At 74.2% G+C, this 15657-nt stretch carries 16 protein-coding genes; 8 read left to right on the forward strand and 8 right to left on the reverse strand.

Going from position 1 to position 15657, the window contains the following annotated elements; genetic code table 11:
- Positions 1-32: 32 nt before the first annotated feature.
- From BLU95_RS32115 to BLU95_RS32130, 4 genes are all read left to right on the forward strand, one after another.
- Positions 33-1991 (forward strand): APC family permease, encoded by a 1959-nt coding sequence (locus BLU95_RS32115; protein ID WP_093865274.1) that lies wholly within the window; start codon positions 33-35, stop codon positions 1989-1991.
- 150 nt (positions 1992-2141) lie between these two features.
- Positions 2142-3530: a M64 family metallopeptidase gene (locus BLU95_RS32120; protein ID WP_231977930.1), complete on the forward strand. Its 1389-nt coding sequence runs from the start codon at positions 2142-2144 to the stop codon at positions 3528-3530.
- 96 nt (positions 3531-3626) lie between these two features.
- Positions 3627-4100, forward strand: a complete 474-nt coding sequence (locus tag BLU95_RS32125; RefSeq protein ID WP_093863061.1) for a hypothetical protein — start codon at positions 3627-3629, stop codon at positions 4098-4100.
- Positions 4101-4345: 245 nt separating this feature from the next.
- Complete coding sequence (locus BLU95_RS32130) at positions 4346-4660, forward strand: hypothetical protein (protein WP_093863062.1); 315 nt, start codon at positions 4346-4348, stop codon at positions 4658-4660.
- A gap of 4 nt (positions 4661-4664) precedes the next feature.
- On the opposite strand, the gene BLU95_RS32135 is transcribed toward BLU95_RS32130, so the two are convergent.
- The 3 genes from BLU95_RS32135 to BLU95_RS44515 are packed head-to-tail and all read right to left on the reverse strand — an operon-like array spanning position 4665 to position 7279.
- The gene (locus BLU95_RS32135; protein ID WP_231977931.1) at positions 4665-5546 is read right to left on the reverse strand and encodes a GNAT family N-acetyltransferase; all 882 of its coding nucleotides are present in this window, start codon (positions 5544-5546) and stop codon (positions 4665-4667) included.
- Positions 5547-5555: 9 nt separating this feature from the next.
- A complete protein-coding gene (locus BLU95_RS32140) occupies positions 5556-6407 on the reverse strand; it encodes a helix-turn-helix domain-containing protein (RefSeq protein ID WP_093863063.1) in 852 nt (283 codons plus the stop codon).
- A 41-nt stretch (positions 6408-6448) separates the two neighbouring features.
- A complete protein-coding gene (locus tag BLU95_RS44515; protein WP_231977932.1) occupies positions 6449-7279 on the reverse strand; it encodes a hypothetical protein in 831 nt (276 codons plus the stop codon).
- A gap of 216 nt (positions 7280-7495) precedes the next feature.
- Between BLU95_RS44515 and BLU95_RS32150 the strand changes: the two genes are divergently transcribed.
- The 3 genes from BLU95_RS32150 to BLU95_RS32160 all read left to right on the forward strand — a co-directional run bounded on the left by BLU95_RS32150 (position 7496) and on the right by BLU95_RS32160 (position 9759).
- Positions 7496-8599: an MBL fold metallo-hydrolase gene (locus tag BLU95_RS32150; protein WP_231977933.1), complete on the forward strand. Its 1104-nt coding sequence runs from the start codon at positions 7496-7498 to the stop codon at positions 8597-8599.
- 294 nt (positions 8600-8893) lie between these two features.
- Positions 8894-9229 (forward strand): hypothetical protein, encoded by a 336-nt coding sequence (locus tag BLU95_RS32155; RefSeq protein WP_093863064.1) that lies wholly within the window; start codon positions 8894-8896, stop codon positions 9227-9229.
- Between the two features lie 113 nt (positions 9230-9342).
- A complete protein-coding gene (locus tag BLU95_RS32160) occupies positions 9343-9759 on the forward strand; it encodes a cupin domain-containing protein (RefSeq protein ID WP_093863065.1) in 417 nt (138 codons plus the stop codon).
- Positions 9760-9918: 159 nt separating this feature from the next.
- On the opposite strand, the gene BLU95_RS45285 is transcribed toward BLU95_RS32160, so the two are convergent.
- A complete protein-coding gene (locus tag BLU95_RS45285; RefSeq protein ID WP_093863066.1) occupies positions 9919-10575 on the reverse strand; it encodes a LysM peptidoglycan-binding domain-containing protein in 657 nt (218 codons plus the stop codon).
- A 539-nt stretch (positions 10576-11114) separates the two neighbouring features.
- The gene (locus BLU95_RS32170) at positions 11115-11549 is read right to left on the reverse strand and encodes a DUF5997 family protein (RefSeq protein WP_093863067.1); all 435 of its coding nucleotides are present in this window, start codon (positions 11547-11549) and stop codon (positions 11115-11117) included.
- A gap of 58 nt (positions 11550-11607) precedes the next feature.
- On the opposite strand from BLU95_RS32170, the gene BLU95_RS32175 reads away from it, so the two are divergent.
- Positions 11608-12471 (forward strand): LysR family substrate-binding domain-containing protein, encoded by an 864-nt coding sequence (locus BLU95_RS32175; RefSeq protein ID WP_162497197.1) that lies wholly within the window; start codon positions 11608-11610, stop codon positions 12469-12471.
- Between the two features lie 106 nt (positions 12472-12577).
- On the opposite strand, the gene BLU95_RS32180 is transcribed toward BLU95_RS32175, so the two are convergent.
- The 3 genes from BLU95_RS32180 to BLU95_RS32195 all read right to left on the reverse strand — a co-directional run bounded on the left by BLU95_RS32180 (position 12578) and on the right by BLU95_RS32195 (position 14949).
- Positions 12578-13585, reverse strand: a complete 1008-nt coding sequence (locus BLU95_RS32180) for a DUF1648 domain-containing protein (RefSeq protein ID WP_231977934.1) — start codon at positions 13583-13585, stop codon at positions 12578-12580.
- The gene (locus tag BLU95_RS32185; protein WP_093863069.1) at positions 13582-13929 is read right to left on the reverse strand and encodes a GntR family transcriptional regulator; all 348 of its coding nucleotides are present in this window, start codon (positions 13927-13929) and stop codon (positions 13582-13584) included. The genes BLU95_RS32180 and BLU95_RS32185 overlap by 4 nt, the downstream gene beginning before the upstream one ends.
- Before the next feature lie 531 nt (positions 13930-14460).
- Positions 14461-14949, reverse strand: a complete 489-nt coding sequence (locus BLU95_RS32195) for a GNAT family N-acetyltransferase (RefSeq protein ID WP_093863071.1) — start codon at positions 14947-14949, stop codon at positions 14461-14463.
- Positions 14950-15657 lie beyond the last annotated feature (708 nt).

Consider the following 15657-nt stretch of genomic DNA (forward strand, 5'->3'; position numbering starts at 1 on the left):
CCTGTTCCGCGGACGTGGACAAGGGGTGCAAGGTGGCTTCCTCGGCAACGAACGGCTCCGTCGGACGCGGGTCACGCTTCCGCGCCTGGCTGCTGGAGGGCCTGTCCGACCGGGCCAAGCAGCACCCCGGCCCGCACGCCCAGGCCCCCGCCGAACAGGCCCGCCCCTGGTGGCGGGTGATGTGCCTGACCGGCCTCGACTACTTCTCCACCCTGGGCTACCAGCCCGGCATCGCCGCCCTGGCGGCCGGTCTGCTCTCCCCGGTGGCGACCGTCGTCCTCGTCGTCGTCACCCTCTGCGGCGCCCTGCCCGTCTACCGCCGGGTGGCCCGGGAGAGCCCGCACGGCGAGGGATCGATCGCGATGCTGGAACGCCTGCTGTCGTTCTGGCAGGGCAAACTGTTCGTCCTCGCGCTGCTCGGCTTCGCGGCCACGGACTTCATGATCACCATCACCCTGTCGGCCGCCGACGCCACCGCCCACCTGGTCGAGAACCCGCATCTGCACAGCGCCCTGACCGGCAAGCAGGTCCTCATCACCCTGGTGATGATCGCGCTGCTCGGCGGGGTCTTCCTCAAGGGCTTCAGCGAGGCGATCGGGCTGGCCGTCGTCCTGGTCGCGATCTACCTCGGGCTCAACGTGGTCGTCGTCGTGAACGGCTTCTACCACGTGCTCAGCTCCCCGGGAGTGGTGAGCGACTGGGCGGACGCGCTCACCGCGGAGCACGGCAACGTCGTCGCCATGATCGGCGTCGCCCTGGTGACCTTCCCCAAACTCGCCCTCGGCCTCTCCGGCTTCGAGACCGGCGTCGCCGTCATGCCGCACATCGAGGGCGACCCGGACGACACCGAGGAGAAGCCCACCGGCCGGATCCGCGGCGCCCGCAAGCTGCTCACCACCGCCGCGCTGATCATGAGCGTGTTCCTGATCACCACCAGTTTCATCACCACCCTGCTGATCCCGAAGGAAGCCTTCGAGAAGGGCGGGGAGGCCAACGGGCGCGCGCTCGCCTACCTGGCCCACGAGTACCTCGGCAACACCTTCGGCAGCGTCTACGACCTGTCCACCATCGCGATCCTCTGGTTCGCCGGAGCCTCCGCCATGGCCGGCATGCTCAACCTGCTGCCCCGCTACCTGCCCCGCTACGGCATGGCGCCGCACTGGGCGAAGGCGGTCCGGCCGATGGTCATCGTGCTCACCCTGATCGCCTTCCTGGTCACCTGGCTCTTCGACGCCAGCGTGGACGCCCAGGGCGGCGCCTACGCCACCGGTGTCCTGGTGCTGATCAGCTCCGCCGCGATCGCCGTCACCATCGCCGCCCGCGCCGCCCGCCAGACCGGCTGGACCATCGGCTTCGCGATCATCGCGGCCGTCTTCCTCTACACCACGGCCCTCAACATCGCCGAACGCCCCGACGGCGTGAAGATCGGCGCCTGCTTCATCGCGGCCATCGTGATCGTCTCCCTGCTCTCCCGGCTCAAGCGCGCCTTCGAACTCCGGGTCACCGACATCGTCTTCGACGAGGCCGCCGAGCGCTTCGTGCGCGACTACACCCACCGGCCGCTGCGCCTGATCGCCAACGAGCCGAACAGCCGCGACCTCGTCGAGTACCAGGAGAAGAAGCGCCAGATCCGCGCGGACAACGACATCCCGGTCGAGGACGACCTGGTCTTCGTCGAGGTGACGGTCAAGGACCCCTCGGAGTTCGAGGCGGTGCTCACCGTGCACGGCGAGGTGCTGCACGACCGCTACCGGGTGCTCACGCTGGAGAGCTCCAGCGTCCCCAACGCGTTGGCCGCGCTGCTGCTCACGGTCCGGGACCGCACCGGGCAGCAGCCGCACATCTACTTCGAGTGGACGGAGGGCAATCCGTTCGCGCAGTTCCTGCGGTTCTTCCTGTTCGGGCAGGGCGAGGTCGCGCCGGTGACCCGCGAGGTGCTGCGGGAGGCGGAGCCGGACCGTACGCTGCGGCCGCGCGTCCACGTGGGCTGAGGTGCGAAGGGGGGAACCGGGGAGGTACGGGAACCGGGGAAGTACGGGAACCGGGGAGGTGCGGGGCCTGTGCCAATGGGTTGTCAGGTGCATAGCATGGCAGCGCAGTCCGTCGGCCCCGGCCCGCCAGCCCGAAGAGGAGCAACTTCCGTGCGCAATCGCAGGTTCGGCTCGATCGTCCTGACCGGTGCCCTGGCCCTCGCCGCCCTCGGCACCGCCCCGGCGGCGGTCGCCGGTCCGGTCGCCCCCGCGGGGCCGGCCGCCGTCGAGGGCCCGGTCGTCGTCGGGGGTCCGGCCGCCGTCGAGGGCCCGTCGGTGGCCGCGGCCACGGACGGCTCCCGGCACCGGGTCGAGGTCTTCGCCGAGGACGGCTCGATCGGACGGGCCACCGTGCCCGCCGCCTCCCCGTACCTGACCGGCGACCGCCCCGGCCTCGCCCCCGCCGCCGGGGACGGCGAGGTCACCCCGATCCTGCGCAGCGGCGACAGCGCGGCCAAGGTCGACGTCGTGGTCATCGGCGACGGCTACACCGCCGCCGAGCAGGAGAAGTTCCGCGCCGACGCCACCGCCAAGTGGCAGGAGCTCAGCGCCGTCGAGCCCTACGCCGCCTACCGGAACCTGTTCAACGTCTGGGCCGTCGCCACCGTCTCCGCCGAGTCCGGCATCACCGGCGACCCGGACCGCGCCACCGTCCGCAACACCGCGCTCGGCTCCTACTTCTGGTGCGAGGACATCGAACGGCTGCTGTGCGTCGACACCAAGGCCGTCGAGACCTACGCCGTCAAGGCCCCGCAGGCCGACCTGGTGCTCGTCGTCGCCAACACCGCCAAGTACGGCGGGGCCGGCTACAACGTCGCCTCCCCGCTCGGCTACGACGGCATCGCCACCGTCGCGGGCGGCAACCCGAAGGCCGGGCAGATCGCCGTGCACGAGACCGGCCACTCGCTCGGCAAGCTCGCCGACGAGTACTTCTACGACGGCTCCGACACCTACCCGGCCGAGGAGGGCGAACCGGCCGAGCCCAACATCAGCATGTACACCGCCGACCGGCTCACCCACGACCGCGCCAAGTGGTACCGCTGGATCGGCCGGACCTCGCCCGACGGGGGCGTGGTCGGCAGCTACGAGGGTGGCGGCTACTACCCCAAGGGGCTGTACCGGCCCACCGAGAACTCGATCATGCGTTCGCTCGGCCGGGAGTTCAACCTGCCCGGACGGGAGGCGATGATCGCTGGGTTCTACCGCCACGCCGTCCCGCTCACCAGCCCCACCCCGGCCGGCACCCCGCTCACCCGGTCCGACCGCCTCACCGTCGGCCTCCCGGTGGCCGGCACCAACCTCAGCTGGTCCCTGGACGGCCGCACCCTGCCGCAGCTGCGCGGCCGGACCACCGTCGACCTGCGCACCGTCCCGCTCCCCGGCCCGCGCGGCCGGACCCACACCCTGACCGCCACCGCCACCGACCCCACCCCCGCCGTCCTCGACCCGGCCCTCCGGGCCGCCCTGACGGCCTCGCTCTCCTGGCCCGTCACCCGCTGACCGGGGCCGGCCGAGTCGCCTTGACCGCCGCCCCGCACGGGAAGCCGGACCGGCCGACTTCCCGCGCGGGTCTTCCGCGAACTCGCCGACGAGGCGGTGTTCTGCGATTTCGACCTGTTGCTCACCCCGGACGCCTGGCCGGCGCTCACCGCGCTGGCCGGGCTGCACGGCGACCGCCAGGTCCACCTGCTCGTGCTGGAGGCGGGCGGCCTCGCCTTCCCCGCACTGTCGCTCTCCGTCGGGGCCACGCCGGACGACTACTGGGCCGAGGTCGGTTTCGGCCCGGGCAGGGAGCCTCTGGAGTCGATCACCGTCGCGGCGCGGACCGTCGCACTGACTGGTCCCTCCGGCCGTTGGGGCTGCTGGGGCGAACGGGATCCGGAGGTCGCCGTCGTCCGGGGCTTCCCCGACGAGGGCGCGAGGCACGATTGGCGCACCAGGTACGGGCCGTGCGCCGACGCAGCCGGAGTGCTGGCGGAATGGCTGCCGCAGGTCTTCCGCGACCGGACCGTCCCGGATTCCTATGTGGCCGAACTGACCGCCAACTACAGCGCGGCGCAGAGGACGTAGGAACCGTCCGGTCGACCGTGCGACTCCCGCCCGATCTGGTTCCCGGGGCGGGTCGACGGTTGCTCGTCGTCCTTGCAGTCGGCCACCCGGGGGCCCGCCGCAGGAGTCACCTCGCGCGGCAGGGAAGGAGGATCCGGGGCGATCCGGGCAGGGCCCCGCAGGGCCCGGGCCGGCCGCCGGTCTGCGGACCGCATCTGCGAGAGTGGACGGAGGGAGATCGGCGGACGACAGGGGCGGGAGGGCCGATGACGCTGCCGAGGAAGGGCGCCCGGACCGTCACGGTCGACCGGGTGGTGTACCGGTGGACCGTCAGGCGTCGTCCCACCTATGGCCAGGGGCTCGGCCAGTCCCCGCTGACGGTCGCCGTCGAGCAGGCCGGGGCGCCGGGTTCGGTGCTCGTCGTCCGGCTCCCGGGGGCGCATCCGGGCAACTGGCTCGGTCTGCCGGCCGCCGTCGCCACACCCGCGAGCGTGGCGCTCGCGGTGCACGAAGCGCGGGAGCAGGGCTGGCGGCCGGGGAGTCCGGGCGGTCCGTTCCGGCTGGACCTGGTCCAGCGGTAGGCCGTCAACAGGCCGTGAGTACAGCCTCCTCGTAACCGGTCACGGTGGTGAAGCCCAGGCGCCGGTAGAGGGCGAGGGCGGTGGGGTGGTCGGCCCGGACGTTCAGACCGATGTGGTCGACGCTGTCCGCCAGGACCTCGCAGAGCCGCGCGGTGCAGGCCGCCGCGAGCCCCCGTCCCCGGGCCTCCGGGTGGGTGGTGACGTTACCGATCACCGCGACCCGTCGGGCGGCCGAGTGGACGTGCACACCGGCCGTCGCGAGCAGCCGGCCACCGGCGTCCCGGACCCCGACGTAAGGGCCGGTGGTCAGCATCCGCTCGTCGAACCAGTTGCCCGGGTAGCCGGCGGCGAACAGCGCGCGCAGCTCGGTGAGGTCCGCCGCACCGAGCCGGACCACCGGTCCTGGCCCGTCCGGTGCCCCACCCAGGTGCGGTGCGAGGGCGGCGGGTTCGGTCAGCGCCATCCGCAGCATCGCCGTACGGTGCTCGGCGCGGTAGTGGGGCGCGAGGGCGTCCACCCCGCCCTCGGTGAGGTGGGCGAGCAGTCGGCGCGGCAGTACGGGGCGCATCGCGTCCAGCAGGCCGGCCAGGCCGTCGGCCTGCGCGGGCCGGGCGAGGCCGAGCAGGGTGGGGACGTCCCCGACCGCGTACAGCAGCGCCACCGGGCCGTCCGCCGATGCCGTGTACCAGGTGGTGTGGGACCAGAACGGTTCGTCCAGGTCGCCGAGTTCGAAGAGGTGGAGCTCCGGGTCCCGCCCGAACCGCTCGGCGAGCGCCGCCCGGTCGTGCAGGCTGGTCAGCGGCGCGGGCGGTGCGGCGGGTGCGGCGGGTGCTGTGGAGGAAGCGGGGTCGGCGGGGGTGCGGGTGGAAGGCGGGGGCGTGGGCACCCGCTGAGCCTACGCGCGCTCCGTGGCGACCGCCCCGCCGGACCCGGCCGGGCGCGGACCCAGCAGGGCCCGGAGCCGGCCGGGCGGCATTCCGGCCGCCCGGTGCACCACCCGGGTCAGATGCGCCTGGTCGCTGAATCCCAACTCCTGTGCCAGCAGAGCGAGCCGGGTCTCGCCCTCGGTCAGCCGCTCCAGGGCCAGCGTGACCCGCAGCCGGTTGCGGTAGCTGGCGAGACCCTCGCCGGTGGCGGCCCGGAAGATCCGGCTCAGGTGGTGCGGCGAGCAGCCGACCGCCCTGCCCAGCTCCTCCAGCCCGAGCCCGAGGTCCGCCGCGAGCGCGGCCCGCGCGGCATCCACCAGCCGACGGCGTGCCGCGTCCCGGACCGGCCGGCCGCTCGCCACCCTCGCCGGTGCCAGTGCCGTCAGCACCTCGCCGGCCAAGGCGACCGCGCGCTCGGCGAGTTCGAACGAGTCCGCGCCGCCGCGCGCCCGGACGACCAGCATCCGGTGCGCCAGCGCCATGCGCGGAGTGGTGAACACCAGCCCCTGCGGCACCTCCGGATCGCCGCCCAGCAGTTCGGCGGTCCGCGGCTCGGAGAGCACCAGCTCGGTGTAGAGGTCGCCGCCGCACGGATGCGCGAACTGCTGCTCGCAGCCGATCCGTTCGACGTACACGCAGGCCGGGTCCAGTACCTGGTCGACCCCGTCGATCCGCCCCCGGAACATTCCCCGCCGCAGCATCACCAACCCGAACACCGGGGCCGGCCGCAACTCCGTCCAGCCGTCCGGCGGGTCCTGGCACGACACGTCGGAGACACACAGGTCGTCCCCGCTCAACAGGGACGCACGTTCGACCGCCATGCCCGCACCCTACTCGCGGGGCCGCCCGCTGTCGCCGCCCGTCACCGGCCGTCCAGCACTTCGGAGTTCGGCGCGAGCCGGAGTCCGGCCGGGCCGAGGAAGTCCGCCAGATCGATCGCGCCGCCACGGCTCCCGTCCTGCCACCGGGCGAGCAGGCCGGAGCCCTCCTCGTCCCAGGTGTCCGGGTCCGGGCCGCCGGGGAAGTGCTCGACGCTGCCCTCGCCGTGCCGGTACCGGAAGTACAGGTAGCGGCCGCCGGTGGTCCAGGCGTCCCACTGTGACGGGTGGCTGCTGCAGGTCCGCACCACGCGAGCGAGCACGGTGTCCTCGTGCAGCCGGTCCTCGACGCCACCCAGGTGCTCCTCCGGGCCGACGGTCAGCAGAGCGCCGTCCAGACCGAGCAGCCGGACGCGTCCGCCCTCGAAGCCGAGCGCGAGTCCGGCGGTGAAGGCGGTCCGGTCGTCCTGGCCGTCCTGGCCGTCCTGACCGCGCCGGCCGTCCTGGTCGCCTCGGTACTCGATCGCGTGCACGGACCGGATCGACTGTCCGACGAAGCGCGTCAGCGGCGGATCGGCCGGATCCGCCGGATCACCGGTCGGGTCGGGTGTGTTGGCGGTCCCGGTCGGGCCGGGCGTGTTGCCGGCCCTGGTCGGGCCGGGTGCGTCGGTGGTCCCGGTCGGGTCCGCCCGGAACGACAGACCGCTGTCGGAGGTACGGAAGAGTACGGGCCCGAGGTCCTCCAGGTGGAGCCACAGGTGCGACAGCTGCGACGCGGTGGCGGACTGCCGGTGCCGGCGGGCCGTGGTCACCCGGGTCAGCCGGGCGCCGACCAGGTCGGCGGTCGTCACATGTTCCTCGTCCTCGTCGATCATCCGGCGATGCTCGCACGGTGTCCGACCGGGCGCGAACGGATTGTCCGGCGCCGACGGATTGCACAGGTGCGAACGGACTGCACAAGAAACGACAAGCCGCCGCGGCGGGCACGGCGGGACAGTGGAACCGGTCGGCGCCCCGTACGGGGGTCGGGGCGCCGACCCAGCATCGTCCTTCGGCCCCCAGCCGGTTCGTGTCCTGCCCGAGGAGTCCCGTTGAACGATCGGACCGTTCCCGCCGTCCCTGTCCCCGAGGATCCCGGTTCCGAGGCCGGAGTCGGCTCCGGCACCGAGGCCGTGCCCGGCCTGCCCGGCCGTCGTCGCCTGCTGGGCGGCGCCCTGGCCGTCGCGGGCGCGACGGTGCTGCGCCCGCTCGTCGCGGCGACGCCCGCCTCCGCCGAGCCCGTCGGGCCCGCCGGTTCCCCCGGTTCTGCCGCCGCCGGTGCGGCCGGTGCGGCCGGTGCGGCCGGTGCCGTCGTGGTGCGGCGCTTCGGCCGGTACGAGGTGCTGGCGCTGCTCGACGCGCACGGCCCCTTCCCCGGCACCGCGCAGGCGGCCTTCCCGGAGGCGACGGCGGAGGACTGGGAACGCGCCCGCCGCCTCGACCCGGCCGCCTTCGGCCCGGGCGGCACCTGGGAGCTGGACTTCCGTTGCTACGCCGTCCGCCGCCCCGGCGGCCGGGTCACCCTGGTGGACACCGGCATCGGCCCGGTCGGCAGCCCGGCATCCGGCTGGGCACCCGTGCCCGGTCGGCTGCCCGCCGTCCTGGCCCGGGCCGGGATCGCCCCGGCGGACGTCGAGACGGTGGTCATGACCCACCTCCACGAGGACCACTACGGCTGGTCGGTCACCCCGGACGGTGTACCGGTGTTCCCGAACGCCCGCTACGTGGTGCAGCACGCGGAGGTCGCGGCGCTCGGACCGACCCGGACGGCGCGCACCTACGTCGTCGAACCACTGCTGCGCGCCGGACAGTTGCACGAGGTCGACGGCCGCACGGTGCTCGCCGGCCGGTCCCGGCCCGGAGGGGGCGCGATCACCCTGCTGCCGACACCCGGGCACACGCCCGGGCACCAGTCGGTCCTGGTCGACGGCGGCGGTGACCGGCTGCTGGTCACCGGGGACGTGCTGGTCCACGCCGTCCAACTGGCCACCCCCGGCGTGCGCTACCTCTTCGAGGCCGATCCCGACACGGCTCGCCGCAGCCGGGAGCAACTCCTCGGCGAGGCCCGCCGCACCGGCGCGGTGCTCGGCACCGCCCACCTCAACCGCCCCTTCGTCCGCCCCTGGACGCCGGACGGCCACCCGTTCCCGCACTGACCCCGCCCGCGGGTGCGGCCGGCCGGCCTCGACCGCGCAGCGGCCAGGCACAGGCGCCCGGTCCCGGTCGGGGGGTGTGTCGGGGTGTAGCACGAGGGCGTCATTCCGGGGAGTGTCGGGGCCGGGCAGGACCACTGCCGATGGCCCGCCGGGGACGACTGCGGCCGGATCCCCGGCTTGCTGCCCGGGCCCAGGGGTAGCCTGCCTGATCATCGAGATGGGGGCGGGTTCGTGATCCAACTTCCCGAAGGGCCGTGGTGGGACTAGGACGTCGTCGAACGGAACGCCGGCCGGTTGCGGCTGGGCGCGGGCTCCGACCTGTCGTACCACCACGGTCTGGAGCTGGTCTTCAGCGACCCGTTCCTCGTCTCGTGCCCGGCCGCCTTCCAGGACCCGGTCTTCCGCGAGCCGACGCCGGAGGAGATGCGGGCCCTTTCCCGGCAGACCGGGGAGACACCGGACGTGGTAGTCGCGTTCGAGGCCGCCGCCGGTGGCCCGGAACCCGCTTCCGGGCTGATCGCCGCCGGCGGGCTCGAACTCGTCCGGGGAACCGTCCTCCGGTACTGGCCCGGGGATCCGGCGCCGGGTGATCGCCTGGCCCCGTGGGTGCGCCCTCCCGGAGCGGGGTGACCGGGCACCGGTCCCGGGCGGCCGGCGGGGCGGTCTGGCGGGACGGTTCCCGGCGTGGTCCCATCGGCGAGTGGGCGCGTGGGGGCGCCCGGGTCGAAAGGGGCCGGGATCGTATGGACGAGCAGCCGTTCCGCACCGCCGAGGCCGAGAACGCCCCGGTCGTCGTCGCCCCGGACGGTGCCACCGTCCGGCCGTTGCTGAGTCTGGACGGCCTCGGCAGCCAGGCTGTGTTCGAACTCCCGCCGGGCGCCGTCACGCATGCCGTCTCGCACGCCACCGTGCAGGAGCTCTGGTACGTGACCGCCGGCCGGGGCCGGATCTGGCGGCGGCAGTCCGCTCGGGAGTCCGTGGACGTGCTGCGGGTGGGCACGTCCGTCTCGGTGCCCCTGGGAACGGCGTTCCAGTTCCGTGCCGATCCGGACAGCCCGGGCCCGCTGCGCATCGTCGCGGTCACCATGCCGCCCTGGCCGGACGGCTCGACCACCGAGGCCCGACCCGAGGACGGTCCCTGGCCGCCCACGGTGGGCTGAGGCGGACGGCCGCGGCCGGTGCTCCGGAGAACGGGGCACCGGCCGGTGGCTGCGTCGGGGACGGTGGGGGTTAGTGGTCCGAGACCGGAGGTCCGGGGTCCGGGGTCCGGGGTCCGGGGTCCGGGGTCCGGGATTCGAGGCCGGGACCAGCGGCCCGGGTCAGCCGGGGAGGGTCAGCTCCTGGCCCGGCTGGATGAGGTCGGGGTCCTCGCCGAGGGCCGCGCGGTTCCGCTCGTACAGCGCCTGCCAGCCGCCGGGGATCCGGAGCTGCTCGGCGATGCTGTCGAGGGTGTCGTCGTCGCGCACCGTCCAGGTGCTGGGGCCGTCCGCCGGGGGAGGGGCCGCGGGGGTACCGGTGACGGTACCGGCGCTGGTGCTGGTGCTGGTGCCGGGCGCGGCCCCCGCTTCGGTGTCCGACTCGACCGGGGGGCGCTCACGGTCCCGGTCGGCGCGGGCGCCGCAGACCGGCCACGGGGTGAGCCCGCGCTGTTCGGCGAGGGCGTTCGCGACGGCGATCTGCTCGTCGCGGCTGGCCAGGTCGGCGCGGGGGGCGTAGCGGAGGCCGCCGGTCTCCTCCCAGGTCGGCTCGTCGAACTGGAGGCCGCCGAAGTAGCCGTTGCCGGTGTTGATGTGCCAGTCCCCACTGCTTTCGCAGGCGGCGACCCGCTCCCAGTCGATCACGGTCCCCCGATCGATGCCCGCTCCGCCTCCCGAGCCCGGTGGCGCGGCGTGCGCCGCGGCGGGGGCGGCGAGGACGGCGGCCAGGGTGCACACGGCGGTGGGGAGCAGGCGGCGCAGGTGCGCGACGGGGGGCATCGGCGGCTCTCAGGTCCGGGGGCAGGGGCGTGCGCCGCTCGGAAGCGGCGCGTTCCCACCGACGCACGCCGGGTATGCCGGATCCCCGCCGACACGTCGAGCGGGTCACCCGCCCGGCTCCGCGCCGCCACCCGACCGGCTCTCGCCCCGCTGGTCGGGCGGGCCCGCCGGGATGTCCGACCGGCCCGTCCGGTCCGGTGACGGCGCCCACAGGGTCGAACGTGTGCGAACCCTTTCGAGTGCGTGTGCGGCATTCGGGTGGAGATTCGACCGGATCCGGGGCCCTTGACTCGGGTGCCGGTGCGCGTCGCCGGTGCCGGTGCCGGTGTCGGCACCGACGGGCCGGAGGTCCCCGCCGGACGTCGTTCCGGGCATCTTGCCGGACACCTGGCCGGACGCCGTTCGGGGCGCTGTGCCGGTCGTCGTTCGCGGCCCGCTTCCGTGTGCCCTGTCGCCGGACGGACGACGGCCCCCGGCGCGAGCGCCGGGGGCCGGGGAGGAGCAGGGTGGAGCAGCGTGGAGCAGTGGAAATCCGCAGGTCAGCGGCGCTTCTCGCGCTCGGCCGCCGCAGCGGCCTGCTGGCGCTGCTTCTCCTCCTTCTCGTGCTTCTCCTTGACGCGCACGGACTCCTTGCGGACCTCTTCCTGGATCGTCCGCTCGCGCCGGAGCCACTCCGGGTTCTCCTCGCGGAGCTCCTCGATCTGCGCGGTGGTGAGCGCCTCGGTGATGCCGCCGCGGGCCAGGCCGGACGCCGAGACACCGAGCCGGGTGGCCACCACGGAACGCGGGTGCGGGCCGTTGCGGCGAAGGTCCTGGAGCCACTGCGGCGGCTCGGTCTGCAGGGCGGTGAGCTCCTCGCGGGAGATCACGCCCGACTGGAAGTCGGCAGGGGTGGCGCCGAGGTAGACCCCGAGCTTCTTCGCCGCCGTCGCCGGCTTCATGGTCTGCGTGGTCTTCTGCTTGAGCGATGTCATGGTCACCAGGGTAAGCGAGCGGCCGACGCCCGCTGTCACGGTCGGTAGCCTTGGTCGGGTGACAGAGATGCAGGTGACACCCTCGTTCCGGCTGGCCTACGTCCCGGGCGTGACCCCCGGCAAGTGGGCGCGCGTCTGGTCGGAGCGGCTCCCGGACGTTCCGCTCGCCCTGGTCGCGGTCGAAGCCGCCGACGGTGAGCCGACGCTGCGCGCGGGCGACGCGGACGCGGGGCTGTTGCGGCTGCCGGTCGACCGGACCGGTCTGAGCGCGATCCCGCTGTACACCGAGACGACGGTGGTGGTGTTCCCGAAGGACCACTGGCTGGCGGCGGCCGAGGAGGTCACCGTCGCCGATCTCGCCGACGACGTGGTCTTCCACCCGCTCGACGACACCCTCGAATGGGAGCAGCTGCCCGGGCGGCCCGCCATCGAGCGACCGGCGACCACGGCCGACGCCGTCGAACTGGTCGCGGCCGGGGTCGGGGTGCTGCTCGTGCCGCAGTCGCTGGCGCGGCTGCACCACCGGCGCGACCTCACCTACCGGACGATGGCGGATGCCCCGCAGTCCCGGATCGCGCTGTCCTGGCCGGAGGAGCAGACCACGGACCTGGTGGAGGAGTTCATCGGCATCGTCCGGGGTCGTACGGTCAACAGCTCGCGCGGCCGGGGCCAGGCGGCCACGGCCTCGGCCGAGGCCCCGGCGGCGAAGTCCGCCCCGGGCCGCGCGGGCGGTGCCAAGGGTGGCACCGGCAAGGGCGGTGCGGTCAAGGGTGGTGCAGCCAAGGGTGTTGCTCCCAAGGGCTCGGGCAAGCCGGCGGCCGGAGGCCGTGCCACCGCCGGCGGGCGGGCGAGGGGCGGCTCCGGATCGTCGTCCGGTGGCGCGGCGGCCGCTCGGCGCGGCCGCCCGAAGCGGCGCGGCTGACGTTCCTCCGCAGGCCGTGCCGGGCTGGTGACCCGGCCGGCCGTGTGCCCCTGCGCCGTGAGCCCTCGGCCGGATCTGTGCCCTGGGCCGGGTGCCCCTCGGCCGGTCACGCGCCCCGGCGCGCGGCCAGGGTGTTCAGCAGGGCGGCGCCCCGCTCGGCGTCGTCCACGCTCACCGCGAACTCCGCGCCCTGTCGGGGCCGGATCACCAGGCACTCGCCGCGGCGCAGCATGACCGTGGTGCCCAGGCCGTTCAGCCGGTAGCCCCAGCCGCCCACCTGGGCCGGGGTGCGGGTCTCGGCCCGGGCGGCGGCGATCTCCTCCGGATCCCAGTGCCGGGACGGCCGGCCGAGCGGGCCGAACGCCACATCCAGGCCGCGCTCGGTCACCCGGGCCTGCACCGACGAACAGCCGAGCCCCGCCAGCGCGGCGACCGCCAGCGGCGCGGCCGTCGCCCAGGCCACCCCGCCCAGTCCGGCGAACCCGGCCAGGGCCGCGCCGGCCGCGCCCAGCCCGGTCACCGCGGCCAGCAGTCCCAGCCAGGGATTGACCGCCCGGGACAGCCAGACGGCGCGCTGGCCGTCCGGCAGGTCCAGGCGCGGGCCGTCGGGGACGGTCGCGGAGAGCGGCCCCGGCCCCTGCGGCCGGGCGAGCCACCATGCCAGTGCGCCGGCCGCGACCGCTGCCACCAGGACCAGCAGCACCTCGGCGCCCAGCGGACGGGCCTCCTGCCAGGTCGGGCGGTCCAGGTTGGCCGAGACGATCGCGGCCTGCGCGCCCGTCAGCAGCGCGCCCCCGAAGCCGAGGCCGGCCGCCGACCAGCCCCTCGCGTGCTCCCCGCCGCGCCACGTCGCGACGGCGGCCGCCGCGACCGAGGCCATCCACACCGCGGCGGGGAAGCCCGCCGCGGCCGTCAGCGACATCGAACCGTCCGGACGCGTCCCGTTCCAGTGGGTGGCCACGGGTTCCGGCAACCGGCCGTGCGCCATCCACGGCAGTCCGAGCAGCAGTGCCAGCACCCCGAGGACGAGCGCCCCCGACGCGAGCAATCCGATCGCCCGCGCCACCGCGTCCCTGCGGGCGTCGCGTCCCTTCTCCTGCGAAACCTCGGTCACTCCAGCCCCCTGATCATCTCGATGAGCTCCTCCCGGCTGAAGCCTGCGTGCGCCGCGTCCGCGACCAGCCGACGCGCCGCGTCCAGCAGTTCGGCACGGCGGTCGGCGCCGAGGGCGACGGTGATGCCGCGCCCCCGGCGGAACTCCAGCACTCCTTCGTCCCGCAGTGCGCGCAGCGCCCGCAGGGCCGTGTTCGCGTTCACCCCGAGCGCCCGCGCCAGATCGCGCGCCGGCGGCAACCGCTCCCCGGGTGCGCACTCGCCCTCACCGACGGCCCGCCGGATCGCTCCCGCAACCTGCTCGTGCAACGGCCGGGAGTCCCCGGTCTCCAGCTTCAGCAACATGGTGCTAGTGAGAGTAGCACCATCGTCGAATGGTGCCAGTGCCTGGACACCCCCCCGGGGTGTTCCGGCGCGGGCGGGCGCACGGGCGCACGGGCGGGCGGGCGGGAGAGCGGGGTGGGCTGGCATGTTGTGTCGGTGCGCAGGCGGCCCGGCCGACGGGAGGGTCGGCCGTTTCGCATGTCGCTCGGGCCGGTACCCGCGTACTCGGTGCCGACCGCACCGAGCGGGACGGTGGTGGTCCAGGCCTGGTCGGACACCAAGGTCGGTTCGGCCGGATCGTTGCGAGCGACCGTGTTCAACGGTGGCCGGGAGCTCGCGCGGAAGGCGCGGACGGAGGCTCTGGTTCGGACGGGGCAGTGGGACGAACATGGCTGACCCGCCGAACCGCGGCTTCTCGGCGTCGCCCGATCGCCTCGCACAGGATCGGGCGACCTCCTGCGGCTCCCGGAAGGAGAGTCGTAGGGCGCGTTGCTCTGCCTCAGCCGTCGCGCTCGAGCTGGCGGGCCGTGTGATGCGGCGCGAAATCGACTGCTAGGTAAGGTTCTTGCTCATCAGCGTGCACATCGTTTCGTACCGTCGGAGTGAGCCGTCCTCGGCCTCCACGTCCCACGAGTCGAGCTCGCGGCCGAAGGCGCGGTAGCCCAGCCGTTCGTAGAGCGCGCGGGCGCGCGGGTTGCTCTCCTCGACGCCGAGCTCGGCGCGGGTCAGGCCCCTGGTCCTGATCCGCTGCTCGGCGGAGCGGACCAGCAGCGTGCCGATCCCGCAGGACTGGAGCGCCGGATGGACGCCGAGCTGCCAGAGCGTGCCGGCGCCGGGCCTGACCGTGTAGTCGATGCCGCCGACCGCCACCGGGATCCCGACCGGCGTGCAGACAGCCAGGTAGTCGACCTCGCCCGCTTCGGCACGGCGGATCTGGTGGACCAGCTCGCGCACGTGCTTGGGGGAGCCGGCCCAACTGCAGGACGGAAGGTCCGCGTCGGTGAGGTCGCGTACTGACAGGTGCAACTCGATCCCGGCCATCGCCGCCTCCCGGTGACTCGTACGACTGCGGTAGTGGCCGCATCCCATTTCAGCAAGTCGGTTGCGGTGCCGTCCACGGGGTTGCGAAGCGGCCCCGACCGCTGCGGCCCGGTCGGAAGGGCTTGCGGTAGCGGAGATGTTGTTACCTCCCGTCCAACATCCGGGCGCGGCCGCTTGGTGGTGTGGTCGTGGCGGTGGAGCGCACAGAGCCCCAGCCTTCCTCGTGTTGTGGTAGCCGCGAGCGGAGCCTGCACAAAGTCAGGTGCGTGAGCTTCCGGTGCTCCCTACGATCGCCGGCATGAGCCTGAGCCACCATGAGTCCGGCGGTCTCAGCCCCTTGGACGGCCATGCCGTTCGGTGCCGGGAACGGGGAGACGCAGAGCATCATCGGAGCATTCGCCTCCACCCGGTCCATCCCGAACGGAACCTTGCGCTCTATGTTCGGCGGATCGAGGCAGCGGGCTGGTGCCTGACGGAGTGGGCCTTCAGCGACGACGGGGCCTACCGTCGCTGCTCGATGCGTTTCACCCGTACTGCCAGCTGATCACGCGTGCGTGGACGGCTGGATGCTCGCCCCGCATCACCGGTCGGTGGCTCCACGCCTTCCTGTGTCCGACCATCTGCCGCCCGGGCCGGGGCCCGCGCACGTCGGGCGGAGATGCGCATCGGTGGTGCCCGTTCCCGTGTCCGGTCGCTGCACGGCGGGGC

The sequence above is a fragment of the Streptomyces sp. TLI_053 genome, assembly GCF_900105395.1.
Classification (GTDB): domain Bacteria; phylum Actinomycetota; class Actinomycetes; order Streptomycetales; family Streptomycetaceae; genus Kitasatospora.